The sequence below is a fragment of the Cupriavidus sp. SHE genome, assembly GCF_000812445.1.
In the GTDB taxonomy this organism is placed as follows: domain Bacteria; phylum Pseudomonadota; class Gammaproteobacteria; order Burkholderiales; family Burkholderiaceae; genus Cupriavidus; species Cupriavidus metallidurans.
The window spans coordinates 129,106-150,158 of sequence record NZ_JWMB01000060.1; the positions used below are offsets into that span (position 1 = coordinate 129,106).

At 61.1% G+C, this 21,053-nt stretch carries 34 protein-coding genes; 3 read left to right on the plus strand and 31 right to left on the minus strand.

What is annotated here, in order from left to right; genetic code table 11:
- Nucleotides 1-15 precede the first annotated feature (15 nt).
- Complete coding sequence (locus RN01_RS27365; RefSeq protein WP_011517758.1) at nt 16-675, minus strand: cytochrome c; 660 nt, start codon at nt 673-675, stop codon at nt 16-18.
- A 331-nt stretch (nt 676-1,006) separates the two neighbouring features.
- Here RN01_RS27365 and yihA point away from each other — a divergent pair, with 331 nt between their 5' ends.
- The 3 genes from yihA (at nt 1,007) to RN01_RS27380 (ending at nt 4,142) form a co-directional block, all read left to right on the plus strand.
- Nucleotides 1,007-1,690, plus strand: coding sequence for a ribosome biogenesis GTP-binding protein YihA/YsxC (yihA, locus tag RN01_RS27370; protein ID WP_024570583.1), 684 nt, complete (start codon nt 1,007-1,009; stop codon nt 1,688-1,690).
- Nucleotides 1,691-1,960: 270 nt separating this feature from the next.
- Complete coding sequence (hemB, locus tag RN01_RS27375; protein WP_017514284.1) at nt 1,961-2,953, plus strand: porphobilinogen synthase; 993 nt, start codon at nt 1,961-1,963, stop codon at nt 2,951-2,953.
- A 7-nt stretch (nt 2,954-2,960) separates the two neighbouring features.
- Nucleotides 2,961-4,142: a magnesium transporter CorA family protein gene (locus tag RN01_RS27380; protein ID WP_017514283.1), complete on the plus strand. Its 1,182-nt coding sequence runs from the start codon at nt 2,961-2,963 to the stop codon at nt 4,140-4,142.
- Nucleotides 4,143-4,160: 18 nt separating this feature from the next.
- Here RN01_RS27380 and dsbD read toward each other — a convergent pair whose 3' ends face one another.
- The 30 genes from dsbD to rplC form a co-directional block, all read right to left on the minus strand.
- A complete protein-coding gene (dsbD, locus tag RN01_RS27385) occupies nt 4,161-6,068 on the minus strand; it encodes a protein-disulfide reductase DsbD (RefSeq protein WP_017514282.1) in 1,908 nt (635 codons plus the stop codon).
- Between the two features lie 67 nt (nt 6,069-6,135).
- Complete coding sequence (gene cutA, locus RN01_RS27390; RefSeq protein WP_017514281.1) at nt 6,136-6,516, minus strand: divalent-cation tolerance protein CutA; 381 nt, start codon at nt 6,514-6,516, stop codon at nt 6,136-6,138.
- 112 nt (nt 6,517-6,628) lie between these two features.
- On the minus strand, nt 6,629-7,024 hold the full coding sequence (gene rplQ, locus RN01_RS27395) for a 50S ribosomal protein L17 (RefSeq protein ID WP_008642987.1): 396 nt from the start codon (nt 7,022-7,024) through the stop codon (nt 6,629-6,631).
- Between the two features lie 155 nt (nt 7,025-7,179).
- The gene (rpoA, locus tag RN01_RS27400) at nt 7,180-8,160 is read right to left on the minus strand and encodes a DNA-directed RNA polymerase subunit alpha (protein WP_008642968.1); all 981 of its coding nucleotides are present in this window, start codon (nt 8,158-8,160) and stop codon (nt 7,180-7,182) included.
- A 175-nt stretch (nt 8,161-8,335) separates the two neighbouring features.
- Entirely contained in the window at nt 8,336-8,959 is a 624-nt protein-coding gene (rpsD, locus tag RN01_RS27405; protein WP_017513071.1) for a 30S ribosomal protein S4, read from the minus strand.
- A gap of 291 nt (nt 8,960-9,250) precedes the next feature.
- The gene (rpsK, locus tag RN01_RS27410; RefSeq protein WP_008642963.1) at nt 9,251-9,652 is read right to left on the minus strand and encodes a 30S ribosomal protein S11; all 402 of its coding nucleotides are present in this window, start codon (nt 9,650-9,652) and stop codon (nt 9,251-9,253) included.
- A gap of 24 nt (nt 9,653-9,676) precedes the next feature.
- On the minus strand, nt 9,677-10,042 hold the full coding sequence (gene rpsM / locus RN01_RS27415) for a 30S ribosomal protein S13 (RefSeq protein WP_008642961.1): 366 nt from the start codon (nt 10,040-10,042) through the stop codon (nt 9,677-9,679).
- A gap of 19 nt (nt 10,043-10,061) precedes the next feature.
- Complete coding sequence (rpmJ, locus tag RN01_RS27420; protein ID WP_008642959.1) at nt 10,062-10,178, minus strand: 50S ribosomal protein L36; 117 nt, start codon at nt 10,176-10,178, stop codon at nt 10,062-10,064.
- A gap of 31 nt (nt 10,179-10,209) precedes the next feature.
- Complete coding sequence (gene infA / locus RN01_RS27425; protein ID WP_008642956.1) at nt 10,210-10,428, minus strand: translation initiation factor IF-1; 219 nt, start codon at nt 10,426-10,428, stop codon at nt 10,210-10,212.
- A 24-nt stretch (nt 10,429-10,452) separates the two neighbouring features.
- Nucleotides 10,453-11,796: a preprotein translocase subunit SecY gene (gene secY / locus RN01_RS27430; RefSeq protein WP_008642955.1), complete on the minus strand. Its 1,344-nt coding sequence runs from the start codon at nt 11,794-11,796 to the stop codon at nt 10,453-10,455.
- A gap of 49 nt (nt 11,797-11,845) precedes the next feature.
- A complete protein-coding gene (gene rplO / locus RN01_RS27435) occupies nt 11,846-12,280 on the minus strand; it encodes a 50S ribosomal protein L15 (protein ID WP_008642954.1) in 435 nt (144 codons plus the stop codon).
- 19 nt (nt 12,281-12,299) lie between these two features.
- Nucleotides 12,300-12,482 carry a 50S ribosomal protein L30 gene (rpmD, locus tag RN01_RS27440; RefSeq protein WP_008642953.1) on the minus strand — a complete coding sequence of 61 codons (183 nt, stop codon included), beginning with the start codon at nt 12,480-12,482 and terminating at the stop codon, nt 12,300-12,302.
- A gap of 10 nt (nt 12,483-12,492) precedes the next feature.
- A complete protein-coding gene (gene rpsE, locus RN01_RS27445) occupies nt 12,493-13,011 on the minus strand; it encodes a 30S ribosomal protein S5 (RefSeq protein ID WP_008642951.1) in 519 nt (172 codons plus the stop codon).
- A 21-nt stretch (nt 13,012-13,032) separates the two neighbouring features.
- Nucleotides 13,033-13,389: a 50S ribosomal protein L18 gene (gene rplR, locus RN01_RS27450; RefSeq protein WP_008642949.1), complete on the minus strand. Its 357-nt coding sequence runs from the start codon at nt 13,387-13,389 to the stop codon at nt 13,033-13,035.
- 11 nt (nt 13,390-13,400) lie between these two features.
- Nucleotides 13,401-13,934, minus strand: coding sequence for a 50S ribosomal protein L6 (gene rplF / locus RN01_RS27455; protein WP_011517766.1), 534 nt, complete (start codon nt 13,932-13,934; stop codon nt 13,401-13,403).
- A 9-nt stretch (nt 13,935-13,943) separates the two neighbouring features.
- Complete coding sequence (gene rpsH, locus RN01_RS27460) at nt 13,944-14,339, minus strand: 30S ribosomal protein S8 (RefSeq protein WP_011517767.1); 396 nt, start codon at nt 14,337-14,339, stop codon at nt 13,944-13,946.
- A gap of 27 nt (nt 14,340-14,366) precedes the next feature.
- Nucleotides 14,367-14,672, minus strand: coding sequence for a 30S ribosomal protein S14 (gene rpsN / locus RN01_RS27465; RefSeq protein WP_008642942.1), 306 nt, complete (start codon nt 14,670-14,672; stop codon nt 14,367-14,369).
- A gap of 9 nt (nt 14,673-14,681) precedes the next feature.
- Nucleotides 14,682-15,224 carry a 50S ribosomal protein L5 gene (rplE, locus tag RN01_RS27470; protein WP_008642941.1) on the minus strand — a complete coding sequence of 181 codons (543 nt, stop codon included), beginning with the start codon at nt 15,222-15,224 and terminating at the stop codon, nt 14,682-14,684.
- 25 nt (nt 15,225-15,249) lie between these two features.
- Complete coding sequence (gene rplX / locus RN01_RS27475; protein ID WP_008642940.1) at nt 15,250-15,558, minus strand: 50S ribosomal protein L24; 309 nt, start codon at nt 15,556-15,558, stop codon at nt 15,250-15,252.
- A 9-nt stretch (nt 15,559-15,567) separates the two neighbouring features.
- Nucleotides 15,568-15,936: a 50S ribosomal protein L14 gene (rplN, locus tag RN01_RS27480; protein ID WP_006576237.1), complete on the minus strand. Its 369-nt coding sequence runs from the start codon at nt 15,934-15,936 to the stop codon at nt 15,568-15,570.
- Between the two features lie 275 nt (nt 15,937-16,211).
- Nucleotides 16,212-16,490, minus strand: a complete 279-nt coding sequence (gene rpsQ / locus RN01_RS27485; RefSeq protein ID WP_008642939.1) for a 30S ribosomal protein S17 — start codon at nt 16,488-16,490, stop codon at nt 16,212-16,214.
- Entirely contained in the window at nt 16,487-16,681 is a 195-nt protein-coding gene (gene rpmC / locus RN01_RS27490) for a 50S ribosomal protein L29 (protein ID WP_008642937.1), read from the minus strand. Before rpmC ends, rpsQ begins: the two co-directional genes overlap by 4 nt.
- A gap of 12 nt (nt 16,682-16,693) precedes the next feature.
- A complete protein-coding gene (gene rplP / locus RN01_RS27495; RefSeq protein WP_006576240.1) occupies nt 16,694-17,110 on the minus strand; it encodes a 50S ribosomal protein L16 in 417 nt (138 codons plus the stop codon).
- A gap of 2 nt (nt 17,111-17,112) precedes the next feature.
- Complete coding sequence (gene rpsC, locus RN01_RS27500; protein WP_008642932.1) at nt 17,113-17,910, minus strand: 30S ribosomal protein S3; 798 nt, start codon at nt 17,908-17,910, stop codon at nt 17,113-17,115.
- 9 nt (nt 17,911-17,919) lie between these two features.
- Entirely contained in the window at nt 17,920-18,249 is a 330-nt protein-coding gene (gene rplV, locus RN01_RS27505; protein WP_008642930.1) for a 50S ribosomal protein L22, read from the minus strand.
- A 9-nt stretch (nt 18,250-18,258) separates the two neighbouring features.
- Nucleotides 18,259-18,534 carry a 30S ribosomal protein S19 gene (gene rpsS / locus RN01_RS27510; protein ID WP_008642928.1) on the minus strand — a complete coding sequence of 92 codons (276 nt, stop codon included), beginning with the start codon at nt 18,532-18,534 and terminating at the stop codon, nt 18,259-18,261.
- Nucleotides 18,535-18,556: 22 nt separating this feature from the next.
- A complete protein-coding gene (gene rplB / locus RN01_RS27515; protein WP_008642926.1) occupies nt 18,557-19,387 on the minus strand; it encodes a 50S ribosomal protein L2 in 831 nt (276 codons plus the stop codon).
- A gap of 2 nt (nt 19,388-19,389) precedes the next feature.
- Entirely contained in the window at nt 19,390-19,704 is a 315-nt protein-coding gene (gene rplW, locus RN01_RS27520; RefSeq protein WP_006576245.1) for a 50S ribosomal protein L23, read from the minus strand.
- Nucleotides 19,701-20,321, minus strand: a complete 621-nt coding sequence (gene rplD / locus RN01_RS27525) for a 50S ribosomal protein L4 (RefSeq protein ID WP_008642923.1) — start codon at nt 20,319-20,321, stop codon at nt 19,701-19,703. Before rplD ends, rplW begins: the two co-directional genes overlap by 4 nt.
- Before the next feature lie 12 nt (nt 20,322-20,333).
- A complete protein-coding gene (rplC, locus tag RN01_RS27530) occupies nt 20,334-20,978 on the minus strand; it encodes a 50S ribosomal protein L3 (protein ID WP_011517768.1) in 645 nt (214 codons plus the stop codon).
- Nucleotides 20,979-21,053: the final 75 nt, after the last annotated feature.

The window sequence follows — 21,053 nt, forward strand, 5'->3', positions numbered from 1 at the left end:
CCGGCCGGATACGACTTAACGGACGCCGGCGACGTAGTCCGCGACCGCCTTGATCTCGGTATCCGACATCTGGGCGGCGATCGTGCTCATGACCGAATTGTTGGTACGGGTGCCCTGGCGGAACGCCACCAGTTGCGCTTCGGTGTACTCGGAATACTGGCCGCCGATTCGCGGATATTGCGCCGGGATGCCAGCACCGGTCGGACCGTGGCAGCCAGCGCAGGCCGGCACGCCCTTGGCCGCGATACCACCGCGGTAGATCTTCTGGCCAACCTCGATCGTGTCCTTGTTCTTCGCGGTGGCAGGCTTGACCTGCTGCTTGGCGAGATAGGCGCCGATGTCCTTCATTTCCTGGTCGTTCAGCGCCGACGCATAGGGCGTCATGATGGCGTTGTTACGGCTCTTGGCCTTGAAGTCTGCCAGTTGCTTGTGCACGTACTCCGCTTGCTGGCCAGCCAGCTTAGGATTGGTGGCCGCGGCACTGTTGCCGGCTGCGCCGTGGCAGGAAAGACATGCCGGCACATTGCGATCGGGTGCGCCTTGCGAATACAGCGTCTCGCCCTTGGCGGGATCTGCCTTGGCGGCGGCCTGCTCTGCGGCAGATGCCAGCCCACTCATGGCGGCCATCGGAACGGCCAGCGCCATGACACCCAGAAGTTTCGCAATGCGGTTCATTCGTATACCTTGTCAGATTTGTTATGAACACCGTAATGCATGCCGATCTTCCCTTGCCAGGCGGTGAGGAAGCGCCTTTTCGAGCAAGGGGTGAGACCGGTATACGCAACACCCGCCAACCTGCCCCGGACATTGCTTCCCGGGCGATTTAAGGCATCGCCGATGACATCGCGCAAGGATGCCACACGTCACCTGCTCAGGAGACCGTAAACCGGGTTATTGTACAATAAATCGCTTTCCGGATTGACTTAGATCAGTCTCTATGGCGACGTCCCTTCCAGGGGTCGTATACCACCCCGCCGACTCGTCACCTGCCTCAACACTCCAGCGCATGTCCCTCCTACATCAGGCCCGCTTCTTTACGACCGTCAACCACCTCCGCGACCTGCCTGCCACGGCAGTCCCCGAGGTGGCGTTCGCCGGCCGCTCCAACGCCGGCAAGTCCACGGCCATCAACATCCTGTGCAACCAGAAGCGGCTGGCGTTCTCGTCACGCACGCCCGGGCGCACGCAGCATATCAACTTCTTCACCGTGGCGCCGGTCAAGGCGCCCGATCCTGTCGGCTTCCTGGTCGACCTGCCCGGTTACGGCTATGCGGAAGTATCTGGCAGCGCCAAGTTTCACTGGCAAGGCCTGCTTTCCGACTACGTGCAGGCCCGGACGCAGTTGTCCGGCCTGATCCTGATGATGGATGCGCGCCGCCCGTTCACGGACCTCGACTGCCAGATGGTCGAGTGGTTTCTGCCGACCGGCAAGCCGATCCACGTGTTGCTGACCAAGGCGGACAAGTTGACCACCAGCGATAATGCCAAGGCGCTGCGCGAAACGCGCAAGGTGCTTGCCGATTACGCGGCGCAGATGGAAAACCCGCCGGCGCTCACCGCCCAGTTGTTCTCCAGCCTGAAGCGTCGCGGCATCGAAGAAGCGCAGCGGGTAGTGGCGGGTTGGCTGGCGTTGCCTGAAGCGCAGCCTGCCGTTGCGAAGACCGATGCGCCCGACACGCCGCAGGGCTGAGGCCACGCATCGACTTTGAACCGGCAAAAAAAAGCCCCGTTGCGAACAACGGGGACGAACTTTCCCGCCGGTTCAGGGCGGGTACCCGCTCAGGGAGGAGTAGCGGGGGACATCCTCGCTGCGCGGAGCAACACAGGGTGTCCGCGAGTATGATAGCGGGCACGCACAAAAGTTCTTTTTTCTTTCGGCGTACTACTGCTGTTGTCTGCCGCGGGCTTCTCGCGGTGACGTGCGCCACGCATTCGTCCACGACTCTCCCAAGATTCAGCCATGTCCACGTTCCCCGAGTTCCGTCCCCGCCGCATGCGTCGCGATGACTTCTCGCGCCGCATGATGCGCGAGAATCGCCTGTCGCCTGACAACCTGATCTATCCGGTCTTTATCCTGGAAGGCCAGAACCAGCGACAGACCGTGGCGTCGATGCCCGGCGTGGAACGTGTGTCCGTGGATCTGCTGATGCCGGTCGCGGAAGACTGCGTGAAGCTCGGCATTCCGGTCATCGCGCTGTTCCCGGTGATCGATCCGTCGCTGAAAACGCCTGACGGCATCGAGGCCACGAACCCCGAAGGCCTGGTGCCTCGCGCCGTGCGAGCGCTGAAGAATCGCTTTCCCGAGCTTGGCGTGCTGACCGACGTCGCGCTCGATCCGTACACGAGCCATGGCCAGGATGGCGTGCTCGACGAGAACGGTTACGTGATCAACGACATCACCGTCGAGATCCTCGTCAAGCAGGCACTTGTCCAGGCGGAAGCAGGTGTCGACATCGTCGCGCCGTCAGACATGATGGACGGCCGTATCGGCGCCGTGCGCAACGCGCTGGAAGAAGCGGGCCACATCCACACGCGCATCATGGCCTACTCGGCCAAGTACGCGTCCGCGTTCTACGGCCCGTTCCGCGATGCGGTGGGCTCGGCCAGCAATCTGGGCAAGGGCAACAAGATGACCTACCAGATGGACCCCGCCAATACCGACGAGGCCCTGCGCGAAGTCGCGCAGGACATCATGGAAGGCGCCGACATGGTCATGGTGAAGCCGGGTATGCCGTACCTCGACATCGTGCGCCGCGTGAAGGACGAGTTTCGCTTCCCGACGTACGTGTATCAGGTCAGCGGCGAGTACGCGATGCTCAAGGCCGCCGCGCAGAATGGCTGGCTCGACCACGACAAGGTCATGATGGAATCGCTGCTGGCATTCCGCCGTGCCGGCGCGGATGGCATCCTGACCTACTTCGCGCGCGACGCCGCGCGCCTGCTGCAGGCCTGAGCGGCGGATGCAGCTGCTAGGCTTCTCGGCCAACCAGGTACATCCGCTGGACACACTCGACGCGGCACGCGACTTCCTCTCCGGAAATGCGGCCGCGCGGTTTGTCTGGGCGGACTTCGGCACCGAGGAAGTCACGCCAGCGCCCGGCGCCTGGCGCGACAGCCTGATGGCGCTGACGGGTGCCCCCATCCTCGACCTGCATCTGGCCGACGCCACCAATCCTGCGCATCCGTCGTTCTTCGATACGACCCACGCGTACGACATGGTGATCTTTCGCAAGCTCACCTTCGAAACCAGCCGGCAGTTCGCCGAGGCCGAAGCCACACAATCCGTCGCGCAGCGCAAGGCATCGCGCAAGTACGCGCCGGGTTTCCTGCCGGCGCTCGCCCGCATTGATACACAGCCAGTTGCATTCTTCGTCTTCGACAACGTACTGGTGACCGTGCGGCCCTCGCCATCACGCACTATCGAGCAGGTACGCCAAAGGCTACTCGAGAGCTGTGGCGCGCCTCGCCCCGCGTCCGCGCGTGCCGGCGGCGCGGCGGCGCTGGTGCATGGCGTCAGGCCGCCAACCCGGCCCGAAGACCTCATGCTGCGGCTGCTGAACGCGATGGTCGACCGCTACTTGGATCTGCGTGCCCCGCTGACCCGGCAGCTCGATCGCTGGCAGCGGGCGCTGCTGAGCAGTCGCCATAGTTTCTCAAGCTGGGAAGGTCTGCTGGATGCGCGCATCCAGCTCAGGCGGCTGGAGCATCTCAGTGAAGAGCAGCGGGATGCGCTGCAGGAGTTTCGCGACAGTCTGCTCGACAACCGCTATAGCGCCGAAGATGCCGAAGCTACGCAGGAAGCGAGCCGCGACGAAGTCCTGCTCGTACGTATCAACGACCTGATGGAGCACATCCTGCGCGTGCTGGCGCACGCCCGGCGACTCGAGGATTCGATCGAATCCGCGGTGCAGATCCACTTTTCCGCAGTGGCCCACCGAACCAACCGGACCATGCGCGCGCTGACCGTCATCACGGCGGTCTTCATGCCGCTGACGCTCATCACGGGCATCTTCGGCATGAACTTCGCGCGAATGCCGTGGCTGCAAGAGCCTGAAGGCTTCTGGTGGTCGATCGGGTTGATGGGAGCCGTGGTCGCCGTGATCGGTGGCGTCTGGGGTCTGGGCCGCTGGCTGGATCGCTAGGACGCGGACCGGGCCGGGTCAGGTCTGCGACCGCGGCCCCAGCGCGCGCTCTAGGCTTTCGAGGAAGCGCGATGCCGATTGATAGCCGATCACCCGCACCGGGCGCTCCTGTCCATCCTTGCCGAAAAGGATGATGCCCGGCGGGCCGAACAGACCGAAACGCTTCAGTAACGCGCGATCGTCGGCATTGTTGGCCGTCACGTCAGCCTGCAACAGGACGACGTCCGCGAGTTGCGCCCTGACTTTCGCGTCCGGGAACGTCAGCTTCTCCATCTCCTTGCAACTGACGCACCAGTCGGCATAGAAATCCAGCAGCACCGGACGCCCGGCAGCGGAGGCCTGTGCGATCCGCGCATCCAGTTCGGCGATGTTCCGCACGCGCTCGAAGCGAATCTCGGCGGCATGCGGTGGCAGCGTGGCCGCCGACAGACTCAGATGGGAAAGCGGCTGCAAGGGATTGCGTCCGCCCGACGCCACACCAACGATCTGAATCGCGCCCACCAGTGCCGCCAGCAGGCCAAGCCCCTTGCCCAGTCGCACCACGCCCCGTGGGTCCGGGCCCAGGGCATCGAACGCGCCGAGATAAACGGCCGCCACAAGCAGCAGCGCCGCCCATGCCAGCATCACGACCCAAGCCGGCAGTACGGGCGTCACCATCCAGATCGCCACGCCCAGAAGCAGGAAGCCGAAGAAGCGCTTGGTAGCCTCCATCCACTTGCCCGCACGTGGCAGCAGATTGCCGGCGCCCATTCCAACCAGCATCAGCGGCACGCCCATGCCGAGAGCCATGGCCATCAGGGCCGCGCCGCCGGTGATGGCATCGCCGGTTTGCGCGATATACGCCAGCGCACCCGCGAGCGGCGCCGTGACACAGGGCCCCACGATCAGCGCGGAAATCGCCCCCATCAGGGCCGCACCGACAAACTGCCCGCTCTGCCGGCGATTCGAGGATTCGGTCAGTCGGGCTTGCCAGCGCTGCGGCATCTGCAGTTCGTACATGCCGAACATGGACATCGCGAGCGCGACCATCAAGGCTGCGAAAGCGCCAAGCACCCAGGGCGTCTGGAGCGCCGCGGCCAGGCCTTCGCCAGCCAGACCGGCCGCTACGCCCACCGTGGTGTAGACCACGGCCATGCCAAGCACGTAGGAGAGCGACACCAGGAACGCACGCCCGCGCGTGACATGCTCGCCGACGACGATCGACGAAAGAATCGGCACCATCGGCAGCACGCACGGCGTGAATGTCAGAAGAATGCCGAGGCCGAAGAACAGGGCCCCGATCAGCGCGAGATTGCGGCTGGCGAGTGCATTGGCGATCCTATCGGTGTCGTCGACCACCTTGCTTGAACGCGTCGGCGCCGCGCGATCCGGTGCAGGTAGCACTGCGGCAGGAGCCTGCGCCTCCGGCGTCGACTGAGCCGCCGCCCCACGATCGCCGAACAAGTTGCCAAGTACGGAGCCGCCGACCTTGTAGATGCTTTCCATCGGCGGATAGCAAAGCCCCTTGTCCGCACAACCCTGGGACGTCACCACGAGCGACCAGCGGCCATCTGCGGGCGCCTGCTCAACCGGCACCTTGATCACAACGGCGCCACGATACGTCTCCATGTCCTTGCCGAAGGTCTCATCGAAATGGACCTTTCCGGCAGGCATCTCCGGCTTGCCGAGTTTTACGTCAGCCGGCTGGGCTGCGAAGGAAAAGCGCTCCCGGTACAGGTAGTAGCCATCTGCCACGTCGAAGCGAACCTCGACGGTCTTCTGGTCGACCTGTCTGGCGGCAAATCGAAAGGCCTGCTCCGGCGGCAGGAAATCGTCTTCGGTCGCCGCATGTGCAACGTTCCAGAAGAAGAGGCAGGCGAATATAGTCAGCCAAAGTGCGGCGATATGTCGCACCAGATCCCCGCGCGTTGCACCGGTTTTCCACATTGTTCCGATGCTGCTACCCGTCATTACCATGTGTTGATATTCCGATACTTGAGAAGCTTCAGAAGCTTCAGACCTTGTCGTCAGCACCTGTCGCTTCGCTCCGGACCCAGTCCAGATAAGCCGGCAAACCGGCCGCCAGCGGCCATGCGACAAGCTCCGGCACGTCGTAAGGATGCGCGGCGCGGATCAGCTTTTCCAAGGCCGCGTACTGACGCTGCGTCGTCTTGATCAGCAGCGGCCATTCCTGCGCTTGCTCCAGCCTGCCCTGCCACCAGTACTCCGACTGGCATGGTGCCATCCGGTTCACACACGCCGCTACGCGCGCCTCGAGAATGGCCGCGCTCAGGCGGATCGCCGACGCCTCGTCGGGCAGGTTCGTCATCGCAATCAGTACCGACTCCGTCGGGTCCGCCGACTGAGCGGAAAGGGAAGCGTTCGAAGCGGTCATATCCAGATTCCAGCGCAAACAAGGCACAAAACAAAAGAGCCAGGCAAAAGCCTGGCTCGATTGTAGTGCCGTGTCCAGAATCCCGTCAGCGAAAGACGGGATCAGGCATCACTTATTCCGCCGCTTCTTCAGCCGGGGCTTCGGTGATTTCCGGACGATCCACCAGCTCGACCAGCGCCATCGGCGCGTTGTCGCCCTGACGGAAGCCGAACTTCAGGATACGGGTGTAGCCGCCCGGACGGGTGGCATAGCGCGGGCCCAGTTCGGTGAACAGCTTGGTAACCATGTCGCGGTCGCGCAGACGGGCGAAAGCCAGACGGCGGTTGGCAACGGTGTCCTTCTTGGCCAGCGTGATGAGCGGCTCGACAACCTTGCGCAGTTCCTTCGCCTTGGGCAGGGTGGTCTTGATCAGCTCGTGCTGGAACAGCGAGTTGGACATGTTGCGCAGCATCGCGAGACGGTGCGACGAGGTGCGGTTCAGTTTCCGCAAACCATGACGGTGACGCATGATGATTCCTTTCGATTTCAGTGTTTAACCAGCTCTTCTATCGCCTTTGCTTACGCAACGAACGGCGCGGGCCGGTGGGGCTTCCATGCCACGGGCGGAATGCCTGTGGCGCGTGCGAAGCGTGGGGCGGCGTTACCGCTGCCCCACGACTTCAATTACTTCTCCAGACCTGCGGGCGGCCAGTTCTCGAGCTTCATGCCGAGCGTCAGACCACGCGAAGCCAGGACTTCCTTGATCTCGTTGAGCGACTTGCGACCCAGATTCGGGGTCTTGAGCAGTTCGTTCTCGGTACGCTGGATCAGGTCGCCGATGTAGTAGATGTTCTCGGCCTTCAGGCAGTTGGCCGAACGCACCGTCAGTTCGAGGTCGTCGACCGGGCGCAGCAGGATCGGATCGATCTGCGGCGCGCGGCTCGAAGCAGCCTCGGCAGCCGATTCGGTGCCTTCCAGGGCGGCGAACACCGACAGCTGGTCAACCAGGATACGGGCCGACTGACGAATCGCTTCCTCGGGCGAGATCACGCCGTCGGTTTCGATGTTCATCACCAGCTTGTCCAGATCGGTACGCTGTTCCACACGCGCCGATTCGACGGCGTACGAAACCCGGCGGACCGGCGAGAACGAGGCGTCCAGCACGATACGGCCGATCACCTTGCTGGCTTCGTCGCCGAACTTGCGAACGTTACCCGGCACATAGCCGCGGCCTTGTTCAACCTTGATCTGCATGTCGAGCTTGCCACCGGCGGACAGGTGAGCAATGACGTGACCCGGGTTGATGATCTCGACGTCGTGCGGCAGTTCGATATCGGCCGCCGTCACCACGCCTTCACCGTCCTTGCGCAGAGAAACCGTGACTTCGTCGCGGTTGTGCAGCTTGAACACCACGCCCTTCAGATTGAGGAGCAGGTTGACGACGTCTTCTTGCACGCCATCGATGGTGGAGTACTCGTGGACCACCCCAGCGATCGTGACCTCAGTCGGCGCATAACCGACCATCGACGACAGCAGCACGCGACGCAGGGCGTTACCGAGCGTATGACCGTAACCGCGCTCGAACGGCTCCATCACGACCTTGGCGTGATGGTCGCCCAGCGGTTCAACGGCGATGATTTTTGGCTTGAGGAGTGCTGTTTGCATTAGGTTGTCCTTTTCAATACCCTCGGCTCGTTACACCGATAAGGCTGACGTTTGGAACCTGAGAATCCCATCGTACGATGGGCAATAAGCCCGGCGCGCCACAGAGCGCGTCGGGCTGAAAGCGAAGCCTTGCTTGAAAGGCAAGCGCTGAACCGTTCGATGATCGATTCGGCGATTAACGCGAATACAATTCGACGATCAGGCTTTCGTTGATGTCGCCGGAGATGTCGGCGCGATCCGGGGCTTGCTTGAACGTGCCTTCGAACTTCTTGGCATCCACAGCAACCCAGGTCGGGAAGCCCGACTGCTCAGCCAGCGACAGTGCTTCGGCGATACGCACTTGCTTCTTCGACTGCTCGCGCACCGACACGATATCGCCCGCCTTGATCTGGGCCGACGGAACGTTCAGCGTCTGACCGTTCACCAGGATCGCCTTGTGCGACACCAGTTGACGCGCTTCTGCGCGGGTCGAACCGAAGCCCATGCGGTACACGACGTTGTCCAGACGCGATTCCAGCAGTTGCAGCAGCTTTTCACCGGTATTGCCCTTGCGGCGATCGGCTTCGGCGAAGTAACGGCGGAACTGACGCTCGAGCACGCCGTAGATACGCTTGACCTTCTGCTTTTCGCGGAGCTGGTTGCCGTAGTCGGACGTACGGGCGCCCGAAGTGCGACCGTGTTGGCCAGGCTTGCTGTCCAGCTTGCACTTGTCGGCCAGCGAGCGGCGTGCGCTCTTCAGGAACAGATCTGTGCCTTCGCGGCGGGAGAGTTTGGCCTTCGGGCCGATATAACGTGCCACTTTATCTTCCTTTGATCGATCACGGCGCCATCATGACGCGCCATGAGTCCGTCACCGGTTGTAACGGACGGTGGGCTTATGGTTCTTCATCCGCCAACGACAGGCAGCCTGCCGCACGGAAGCAACGCAAAAGCATGACAACACGCCGGACTGCGGAGGCAATGACCCCTTCGTCCAGACGCAAAACGAAAACCTGCTGCAATCAGATTGCAGCAGGCGAACGCGCGATACTACCACAGTCCGGAGGCAAGGGATAAAAACCCCCTTGCGATTCTCCGGCAAACCAAGCGCTTAGATACGGCGGCGCTTCGGCGGGCGGCAGCCGTTGTGCGGCACCGGCGTCACATCTTCGATCACCGCGATCTTGATGCCCAGCGCGTTCAGCGCACGGACAGCCGACTCACGGCCGGGACCGGGGCCCTTGATGCGCACTTCCAGGTTCTTGATACCCTGGTCTTGCGCAACACGGCCGGCGTTCTCGGCAGCAACCTGGGCAGCGAACGGGGTCGACTTACGCGAACCCTTGAAGCCCTGGCCACCTGCGGTCGCCCACGACAGGGCGTTGCCCTGGCGGTCGGTGATGGTGATGATGGTGTTGTTGAACGAAGCGTGGACGTGCGCAATGCCGTCGGCAACGTTCTTCTTGACCTTCTTACGCGCGCGCTGGGCGGCGTTATTCGGACCTTTTGCCATTCGATTCTTCCTATGCCTTCGGCTTTACTTCTTCAGTGCCACGCCGGCCTTGCGCGGACCCTTACGGGTACGAGCATTGGTGCGGGTACGCTGACCGCGCATCGGCAGACCCTTGCGGTGACGCATGCCACGATAGCAACCAAGGTCCATCAGACGCTTGATGTTCATCGTGGTTTCACGACGCAGGTCACCCTCGACCGTGACCTTACCCACTTCATCACGAAGCTTTTCCAGGTCGGCGTCGGTCAGGTCCTTGACCTTCTTGTCAAACGGTACACCGGTGGCCTCGCAAATCTTGCGGGCGCGCGAGCGGCCGATACCGTAAATGGCCGTCAGGCCGATTTCGGTATGCTTGTGGTTCGGGATGTTAACCCCTGCGATACGTGCCATTCGTCAATCCTCTTTCCGATTAGCCTTGGCGTTGCTTGTGGCGGGGATCCGACGAGCAGATCACGCGCACGACACCGTTGCGCTTGATGATTTTGCAGTTGCGGCAAATGCGCTTAACAGAAGCCAGCACTTTCATGATTTTCCTCTTCCTTCAATTCCTGTTCGCTTCACTTCGTCCGGAAGACGATGCGTGCGCGTGACAGATCATATGGGGTCAGCTCGACAGTCACCTTGTCACCCGGAAGAATCCGGATGTAGTTCATTCGCATCTTGCCGGAGATATGGCCCAGTACTATGTGGCCGTTTTCAAGCTTGACGCGGAACGTCGCGTTGGGGAGATTTTCCAGGACCTCCCCTTGCATCTGGATGACGTCGTCTTTTGCCATACCTGAGCCTGTCCCAACCTGTTTTTAACGCAAGGTCAGGTTACCCTTGAAATTCGCCTTCTTCAGCAGCGACTCATACTGCTGCGACATGACGTAGGACTGTACCTGTGCCATGAAGTCCATCGTGACGACCACGATGATCAGCAGCGAGGTTCCGCCGAAATAGAACGGAACGTTCCAGCGCAGCACCAGGAATTCCGGCAACAGGCAGACTAGTGTGATGTAAATCGCACCAGCCAGCGTCAGGCGCACCAAGATCTTGTCGATATAGCGCGTCGTTTGCTCGCCCGGACGGATGCCCGGAATGAAGGCACCACTCTTTTTCAGGTTATCCGCCACTTCCCGGCTGTTGTACACCAGAGCCGTATAGAAGAAGCAGAAGAAAACAATCGCAGTCGCATACAGCAGGATGTACACCGGCTGACCCGGCGACAGCGTGGCAGCCAGGTCCTTGATGAACCGACCCACCGCACTCGTCGAGTCCGACGTAAACCAGCCCGCAATCGTTGCCGGGAACAGGATGATCGACGATGCAAAGATCGGCGGGATCACCCCTGCCATGTTCAGCTTCAGCGGCAGGTGCGACGACTGACCGCCGTACACCTTGTTGCCGACCTGACGCTTGGCATAGTTCACCAGAATCTTGCGCTGGCCACGCTCGATAAACACCACGGCGAAGGTCACACCCGCAATGATCGCCACGATGAAGATCGCCGCGATGATGCTCATGGAACCCGTACGAACCAGTTCGAACAGTCCGCCAATCGCATTGGGCAAGCCCGCCGCGATACCGCCAAAGATGATGATCGAGATACCGTTGCCCAGACCACGCTCGGTGATCTGTTCACCCAGCCACATCAGGAACATCGTGCCAGTCACCAGCGTGATCACCGCCGTGGCCCGGAACATCAGACCCGGTTCCAACACGAGACCAGGCTGCGATTCCAGCGCAACCGCAATCGACAGCGCCTGGAACGTGGCCAGAACCACAGTGCCGTAACGCGTGTACTGCGTAATCTTGCGTTGCCCTGCCTGCCCTTCCTTCTTCAACGACTCCAACTGCGGCAGCACGATCGTCAACAACTGCATGATGATCGACGCCGAGATGTACGGCATGATGCCGAGCGCAAAGACGGTAAAGCGCGACAGCGCACCGCCCGAGAACAGGTTGAACATCCCGAGGATGCCACCTGACTGAGACTGGAAAAGCTTCGCAAGCTGGTCCGGATCAATCCCCGGCACCGGAATATGCGCACCGATGCGGTAGACGATCAAAGCCAGCACCAGGAACATCAACCGGCGCTTGAGGTCGCCGTACTTCGCCGTGTTCCTGGCCTGCGCGCTTGCATTGGGTTTCGCCGTGGCCAAACGATGCTCCGACTGTGACTTCGCCTATGCTGCGAATGCTACTGCGTAATTACGCTTCGATCTGGCCGCCAGCGGCTTCGATCGCAGCCTTGGCACCAGCGGTGGCGCCCAGACCCTTGATCGTCACCTTGCGGGACAGTTCACCGGCCTTGATGACCTTTGCGCTCTTGACCAGCTCGCCCACCAGGCCAGCTTGCTTCAGGACCAGCAGGTCCACTTCAGCAGCTTCCAGGCGTTCGATGTCGCGCAGGGTCACTTCGGCGGTGAAGGCCTTGGTCAGCGAGGTGAAACCACGCTTCGGCAGGCGGCGATACAGCGGCATTTGACCGCCTTCGAAGCCCACCTTGTGGAAGCCGCCCGAACGCGACTTCTGACCCTTGTGACCGCGACCAGCCGTCTTGCCCAGGCCGGAGCCGATACCGCGGCCGACGCGACGCTTAGCGTGCTTCGAACCGTCAGCCGGTTTCAGGTTGTTCAGTTGCATGTTGCTCTCCAAGTCCCGATCAGGCCAGAACCTTGACCAGGTACGAGACCTTGTTGATCATGCCGCGCACGGCGGGCGTGTCCTGCAGCTCCGAAACGGAGTTCAGACGGCGCAGGCCCAGGCCACGAACGGTGGCGCGATGATCCTCGCGCGTGCCGATCAGGCTGCGCACGAGTTGCACTTTTACGGTTTTCTGCGACATTTCGTTCACCTTAGCCGAGGATGTCTTCAACCGACTTGCCACGCTTTGCGGCGATTTCTGCCGGCGTGCTCATCTTGGTCAGACCATCGAGGGTGGCACGAACCATGTTGTAAGGGTTCGTCGAACCGTGCGACTTGGTCACAACGTTCGTCACACCCATCACTTCGAAGATCGCGCGCATCGGGCCGCCGGCGATCACGCCAGTACCTTCCTTGGCGGGCATCATCAGAACCTTGGCGGCGCCGTGACGACCAACAACTTCGTGCTGCAGCGTGCCGTTCTTCAGTGCGACCTTGACCATCTTGCGACGGGCTTCGTCCATTGCCTTCTGCACGGCCACCGGAACTTCCTTGGCCTTGCCCTTGCCCATGCCGATGCGGCCATCGCCGTCACCCACCACGGTCAGCGCAGCGAAACCGAGGATACGGCCACCCTTCACCACTTTGGTGACACGGTTGACCGAGATCATCTTCTCGCGGAGGCCGTCGTCGCGTTCGTCCTGTTGGACTTTTGCTTGCATCTTTGCCATGACGTATCTCTCTGTGAGCGCTTAGAACTTGAGGCCGGCTTCGCGGGCAGCGTCAGCCAGGGCCTTCACGCGGCCGTGGAAGCGGAAGCCAGCGCGATCGAACGCGACGGTTTCCACGCCGGCAGCCTTTGCCTTCTCGGCAACACGCTTGCCCACCACGGTGGCGGCAGCGACGGTAGCGCCGTTGCCATTCAGTTCCTTGCGCACTTCTGCCTCGGCGGTCGAAGCCGAAGCCAGCACTTGCGTGCCGCACGGCGAGTACACCTGAGCGTAAATATGCGAATTCGTACGGAACACGGTCAGACGATTCACCTTCAGTTCCGCGATCTTGGCGCGGGTCTGACGTGCACGGCGCAAACGAGCGTCTTTCTTGTTCATCATTGCACCCCTTACTTCTTCTTGGTTTCCTTCAGGATGACGCGCTCGTCAGCGTAGCGAACACCCTTGCCCTTGTAGGGCTCAGGCGGACGGTACGCGCGAACTTCCGCGGCAACCTGACCGACTTTCTGCTTGTCCGCACCCTTGATGATGATCTCGGTCTGCGTCGGCGTTTCCGCCTTCACGCCTTCCGGCATCTCATGGATCACGTCGTGCGAGAAACCAAGCTGGAGCTTCAGAGCGGCGCCCTGCAGCTGAGCGCGGTAACCCACGCCAACCAGCTGCAGCTTGCGCTCGAAACCGGTGGTCACGCCCTTGACCATGTTCGCGGCCAGCGCGCGCATGGTGCCTTGCAGGGCGTTAGCTTCGCGCGATTCGTCGGCCGGTTCGAACGTCAGCGTGCCTTCGGCAACGTTGACCTTCACCAGGCTATGAATCGGCTGGGACAGCGTACCGAGCGGGCCCTTTACGGAGAGCACGCCAGCCGCCACATTAACTTCCGCGCCTTTCGGCAGCGCGATGGGAGCCTTACCTACACGGGACATGTTTGCTCCTTACGCGACGTAGCAGAGAACTTCGCCGCCCACGCCAGTGGCACGTGCCTTGCGGTCGGTCATCAGACCCTGCGGGGTCGAGATGATCGCAACGCCCAGGCCGTTCATCACGTGGGGAATGTCGCTGCGGCCCTTGTACACGCGCAGACCGGGCTTCGAAACGCGTTCAATGCGCTCGATCACCGGACGGCCGGCGTAATACTTCAGACCAATGGTCAGTTGCGCCTTGCCGCCTTCTTCCTGCACCGAGAAGTCTTCGACGTAGCCTTCGTCCTTCAGGACTTTGGCGATCGCAGCCTTCAGTTTGGACGAGGGCATGACCACCGACGCCTTCTGCACGCCCTGGGCGTTGCGAATGCGCGTCAGCATATCGGCGATAGGATCGCTCATGCTCATACTGTTTCTCCTGTAGCCTGTGCGTAATTACCAGCTGGCTTTCGTCAGACCCGGAATTTCGCCCTTGAAGGCGATTTCACGAATCTTGTTACGCGCCAGGCCAAACTTGCGGAAGGTACCGCGGGGACGACCGGTGATCGCGCAGCGGTTACGCTGGCGAGTCGGGTTCGCGTTGCGCGGGAGCTTTTGCAGCTCGAGGCGCGCCAGATAACGCTCTTCTTCCGACTTTTCTTGGTCGTCAATAATGGCCTTGAGGTTTGCGCGCTTGTCGGCGTACTTCGCCACGAGCTTTGCGCGCTTCTTCTCACGTTCAATCAGAGCCAGTTTAGCCACGGTTACCCCTTAATTACGGAACGGGAACTTGAACGCATTCAGGAGAGCCTTGGCTTCCTCGTCGTTCTTAGCCGTCGTCGTGATGCTGATGTTCAGACCACGCAGTGCGTCGATCTTGTCGTACTCAATTTCGGGGAAAATGATCTGCTCTTTCACACCGATGTTGTAGTTACCACGACCGTCGAACGATTTGCCCGACACACCACGGAAGTCACGCACGCGCGGCAGGGCCACGGTCACGAAACGATCCAGGAATTCGAACATACGCTCACCGCGCAGGGTCACCATCGCACCGATGGGGTAGCCCTGACGGATCTTGAAGCCGGCGATGGCCTTCTTGGCCTTCGTCACCACAGGCTTCTGACCGGCGATCTTGGTCAGGTCGCCGACGGCCAGTTCAATGACCTTCTTGTCATTGATGGCTTCGCCAAGGCCCATGTTCAGGGTGATCTTGGTGAAACGCGGCACTTCCATGACCGACTTGTAGCCGAACTGCTTCATCAGCGCCGGCACAACCTGTTCTTTGTAAAACTCTTGCAGACGTGCTGTCATGCTCAACTCCTATCTGTGCCCAGAATCAAGCGGCCAGGACGGCACCGGTCGTCTTCAGCACGCGCACGCGCTTGCCGTCTTCGACCTTGATACCGACGCGCGACGGCTTGCCATTGGCATCTACGAGCGCAACGTTGGAAATATGCAGCGGCATGAGCTTGTCGACCACACCACCGGTGGTGCCCAGCATCGGGTTCGGGCGAGCGTGCTTCTTGGCAACGTTCACACCTTCAACCACGACCTTGTCACCCTGCACTGCTTGCACCGTGCCGCGCTTGCCCTTGTCCTTGCCGGTCAGCACGATGACTTCGTCGCCTTTGCGAATCTTGTTCATGGCGGCTCCTTACAGCACTTCCGGAGCGAGCGACACGATCTTCATGAAGCGCTCGGTACGGAGTTCACGAGTCACCGGCCCGAAGATACGGGTGCCGATCGGCTCGAGCTTGTTGTTCAGCAGGACAGCAGCATTGCCGTCGAACTTGACGAGCGAACCATCAGCGCGGCGCACGCCCTTGGCGGTACGCACGACGACTGCGTTGTAGATGTCGCCCTTCTTCACGCGACCGCGCGGCGCTGCGTCCTTCACGGTCACCTTGATGATGTCGCCCACGCTCGCATAGCGGCGCTTGGACCCACCCAGTACCTTGATGCACAGCACTTCGCGCGCACCGGTGTTATCGGCCACTTCGAGCCGGCTTTCTGTCTGAATCATGGTGTTATCTTCCCAACTTAATCCGCCAGACTTTCTATACGAAGCCTGCCGGTCAGTCTTGGTCCCGTCGGTACCTGGCATTGCGCCCCGCACCGCTTGGGTTGATCAACTTGGAAGTCGGTAGTGCCTGTTACCCCGTAAAACATGGAGCACCAGACCCTGGCTCGCCTCACAGGCCCGCCCGGGTGATACTGCAGGGGCAAGCGCAACAAAGCGGAAGTCCAGGATTATAGCATATAATCCTGGACTTGCAAGTCATCAATACACTGTTGTGTTTAGATGACGCGCGCAGCTTCTACCAGCCGGGAAACCACCCAGGACTTGGTCCGCGACAGCGGACGGGTTTCCTGGATCTCGACCTTGTCGCCTTCCTTGTACTGGTTGGCTTCGTCGTGTGCGTGGTACTTCTTCGAACGCAGCACGTACTTGCCGTACAGGGGGTGCTTGACGCGGTTTTCGATCAGGACCGTCACGGTCTTGTCCATCTTGTCGCTCACGACACGACCCACGAGGGTACGGCGAAGCGACGTTTCAGTCTTCGCAGCTTCAGTCATTTCGCGTTCGCCTTTTCGGTCAGCACGGTTTGCACACGCGCGATGTCCTTGCGCACCTTCTTCAGCTGGCTGGTGTTCTGCAGCTGTTGGGTGGCCTTTTGCATGCGCAGGCTAAATTGGGCCTTCAGCAGCTCGGAGAGCTCCTGGTTCAGGCCTGCGGCGTCCTTGCCGCGCAGTTCGGATGCTTTCATCCTTAACTCTCCTTACGTACCGACCTGACGCACCACGAAATTCGTGGCGATCGGCAGCTTGGCGGCCGCGAGGCGGAACGCCTCACGCGCCAGCTCTTCGCTCACGCCATCCATTTCGTACAGCATCTTGCCCGGCTGAATTTCAGCCACGTAGTATTCCGGGTTGCCCTTACCGTTACCCATACGAACTTCGGCAGGCTTCTTCGAGATCGGCTTGTCCGGGAAAATCCGGATCCAGATGCGGCCGCCACGCTTGATGTGACGGGTCATCGCACGACGTGCCGACTCGATCTGACGAGCGGTCAGGCGACCACGGCCCATTGCCTTCAGGCCGAATTCGCCGAAAGACACGGCGTTACCACGGGTAGCCTTACCCGTGTTGCGGCCCTTCTGCTCCTTGCGATACTTCCTACGCTTCGGTTGCAGCATTGTTATTCTCCACTCTTCGCATCTGCGCCAGGCGCAGCACGACGACCAGCACCGGCACCACCGCGGCGGTTGCCAGCCGGACGGCCTTCACCTTCGCGGCGACGGCCTTCCGGACGACCCGGGCGACGACGACGGTCTTCTTGCGGCTCTTCAACCACAGGCGCATCGTTGCGGCCCAGGTGATCACCCTTGTAGACCCACACCTTGACACCGATGATGCCGTAGGTGGTTTCGGCTTCGGAGAAGCCGTAGTCGATGTCGGCGCGCAGGGTGTGCAGGGGCACACGGCCTTCGCGGTACCACTCGGTACGTGCGATTTCGATACCGTTCAGACGACCCGAGCTCATGATCTTGATGCCTTGGGCACCCAGACGCATCGCGTTCTGCATCGCGCGCTTCATGGCGCGACGGAACATGATGCGGCGCTCGAGCTGCTGCGTGATCGAATCGGCGATCAGCTGCGCATCGGTTTCCGGCTTGCGGATTTCCTCGATGTTCACGTGCACGGGCACACCCATGCGACGTTGCAGCTCGGCCTTCAGCAGTTCGATGTCCTCACCCTTCTTGCCGATCACCACGCCCGGACGCGAGCTGTAAATGGTGATACGTGCATTACGGGCAGGACGCTCGATCACGACGCGGCCAACCGATGCGTTCTTGAGCTTCTTCTTCAGGAACTCGCGAACTTCGATGTCTTCTTTCAGCATGCCGGCGAACTTCGTGTTGTTGGCGTACCAACGCGAAGCCCAGTTACGGCTGACGGCCAGACGGAAGCCAGTCGGATGAATCTTCTGTCCCATCGTGACTCCTTAGTTGCCGAGCGTCACAGTGATGTGACAGGTTTGTTTCTCGATGCGGTTGCCGCGGCCCTTCGCCCGTGCGGTGAAGCGCTTGAGCGAGGTTGCCTTGTCGACGAAGATCGATTTGACCTTCAGCTCGTCGATGTCAGCGCCTTCGTTGTGCTCAGCGTTGGCGATGGCCGATTCGACCACCTTCTTCACGATCCCGGCGGCCTTCTTCGGGCTGAAAGCCAGGATGTTGAGCGCACGCTCGATCGGCAGACCACGGATCTGGTCAGCGACCAGACGCGTCTTCTGGGCGGAGATGCGGGCACCGCGATGAATCGCTTTCACTTCCATGATGGCACCTTACCTCTTCGCTTTCTTGTCAGCCGCGTGGCCCTTGAACGTGCGAGTGATCGCAAATTCGCCGAGCTTGTGGCCAACCATGTTTTCCGTCACGTACACCGGCACGTGTTGACGGCCGTTGTGCACGGCGATCGTCAGGCCGATGAAGTCCGGCAGAATGGTCGAACGACGCGACCATGTCTTGATGGGCTTCTTGTCCTTGCCGCCAACGGCCGCTTCCACCTTCTTCAGCAGGTGGCCGTCGCAGAACGGACCCTTTTTTGCGGAACGAGTCATATCTTTAGCTCCTACCTACCGATTAGCGCTTGTGGCGGCGCTGGACGATCATGCTGTCCGTGCGCTTGTTGCTGCGGGTACGGTAACCCTTAGCAGGGGTACCCCACGGCGACACAGGATCGCGACCAGCAGCAGTCTTGCCTTCACCACCACCATGCGGGTGGTCGACCGGGTTCATCACCACGCCGCGAACGGTCGGGCGAATACCGCGCCAGCGAGTTGCACCGGCCTTGCCGATGACGCGCAGGCTGTGCTCTTCGTTGCCCACTTCACCGATGGTGGCGCGGCATTCGATATGCACGCGACGCACTTCACCGGAGCGCAGACGAACCTGAGCGTACAGGCCTTCGCGGGCCAGCAGCACGGCGGAACCACCAGCAGCACGCGCAACTTGCGCGCCCTTGCCAGGCAGGATTTCCACGTTGTTGATCGTGGTACCAACCGGGATATTGCGGATCGGCAGGTTGTTACCAGCCTTGATCGGCGCTTCCGAGCCGTTCATCAGGGCTTGGCCGGCCACCATGCCCTTCGTGGCGATGATGTAGCGGCGCTCGCCGTCGGCGAACAGCACCAGCGCGATGTTCGCGCTGCGGTTCGGATCGTATTCCAGGCGCTCGACCTTGGCGGCGATGCCGTCCTTGTCGTTGCGCTTGAAGTCGACCACGCGGTAGTGGTGCTTATGACCACCGCCCTTGTGGCGGGTGGTGATATGACCATTGTTGTTACGACCCGACTTCTGGAATTGCTTTTCCAGCAGCGGAGCGTGCGGGGCGCCCTTGTGAAGGTCCTTGTTGACCACCTTCACCATCGAGCGACGACCCGGGGAAGTCGGCTTGGTCTTGACGAGTGCCATGATTACTTGGCCTCCGCTTCAAAATTGATTTCCTGACCCGGCTTCAGCGACACGTAAGCTTTCTTCACGTGGTTGCGACGGCCCATGAAGCGGCCAAAGCGCTTTTGCTTGCCCTTCTGGTTCAGGATCTGAACGGACTGCACCTCGACCTTGAACAGCAGTTCGACTGCGGCCTTCACTTCTGCCTTGTTGGCATCGCGAGCCACTTCGAACACGACTTGTTCATTCTTGTCGGCTACCAGGGTTGCCTTTTCGGAAACCACCGGCGCGAGCAGCACCTGCATCAAACGATGATCGTTCTTGGCTACTTGCGTCATTTCAGCAACTCCTCGATCTGCGCGACAGCCGCCTTCGTCACCAGCACCTTCTTGTAGTGCACGAGCGACAGCGGATCAGCATGACGCGGCTCCACGACTGCCACGTTCGGCAGGTTGCGCGAAGCCAGGTAGAGGTTCTCGTCGAGGTTGTCGGTGATGATCAGCACCGAGTCCAGGCCCATGGCCTTGAACTTGTCGGCCAAGAGCTTGGTCTTGGGCGCGTCGACAGCGAAACCGTCCACCACGTTGATACGACCTTCACGTGCGAGCTGCGAGTAAATCGAGCGCATACCAGCACGGAACATCTTCTTGTTGACCTTCTGGCTGAAGTTCTCTTCCGGCGAATTCGGGAAGATACGGCCACCGCCACGCCACAGGGGCGAGGACGACATACCGGCACGAGCACGGCCCGTACCCTTCTGGCGCCACGGCTTCTTGGTCGTGTGCTTGACCTCTTCACGATCCTTCTGCTTACGGTTACCGCTACGCGCGTTGGCCTGGTAAGCGACGACGATCTGGTGAACGAGGGCTTCGTTGTAGTCACGGCCGAACACTTCGGCAGACGCGGCAACGCCGGCGCCGATTTGACCGTTGTCCTGGAGGAGCTTGAGTTCCATTACATGCGCTCCTTAAGCTTTGGCCTTGACGGCCGGGGTCACGATGACCTTGCCGCCCTTGGAACCGGGGATGGCGCCCTTGACCAGCAGCAGCTTGCGCTCTGCGTCGATCTTGGCGATCTCGAGGTTTTGCACGGTGCGGGTAGCGTCACCCAGGTGACCCGTCATGCGCTTGCCCGGGAACACGCGGCCCGGATCCTGTGCCATACCGATGGAACCCGGAACGTTGTGCGAACGCGAGTTACCGTGGGTGGCACGACCCGATGCGAAGTGGTGGCGCTTGATGGTACCGGCGTAGCCCTTACCGATGCTCACGCCCTGCACGTCGATCTTCTGGCCAACCTGGAACAGGTCGACGGAGAGCGAGCTGCCAGCTTGCAGCTCGGCAGCCTTGGCTGCATCGATGCGGAATTCTTTGATGACTTCGCCAGCTTCCACACCGGCTTTGGCGAGGTGACCCGCCAGCGGCTTGGTAACGCGGCTTGCGCGTCGGCTGCCAAAGGTGACTTGAACGGCGGTGTAACCGTCGGTCTCGTCCGTCTTGATTTGCGTCACGCGGTTGTCGCCGACCTCGACCACGGTAACGGGAATCGAATCACCGTCGTCCGTGAAAATACGGGTCATGCCAACCTTGCGACCTACAAGGCCAAGGCTCATGGTTTGCTCCATTCCCAGCTGCGATTGGCCGGGGCTGATTGATACACGAAAACTGTGTGAGTGCGGGTTGCGCGA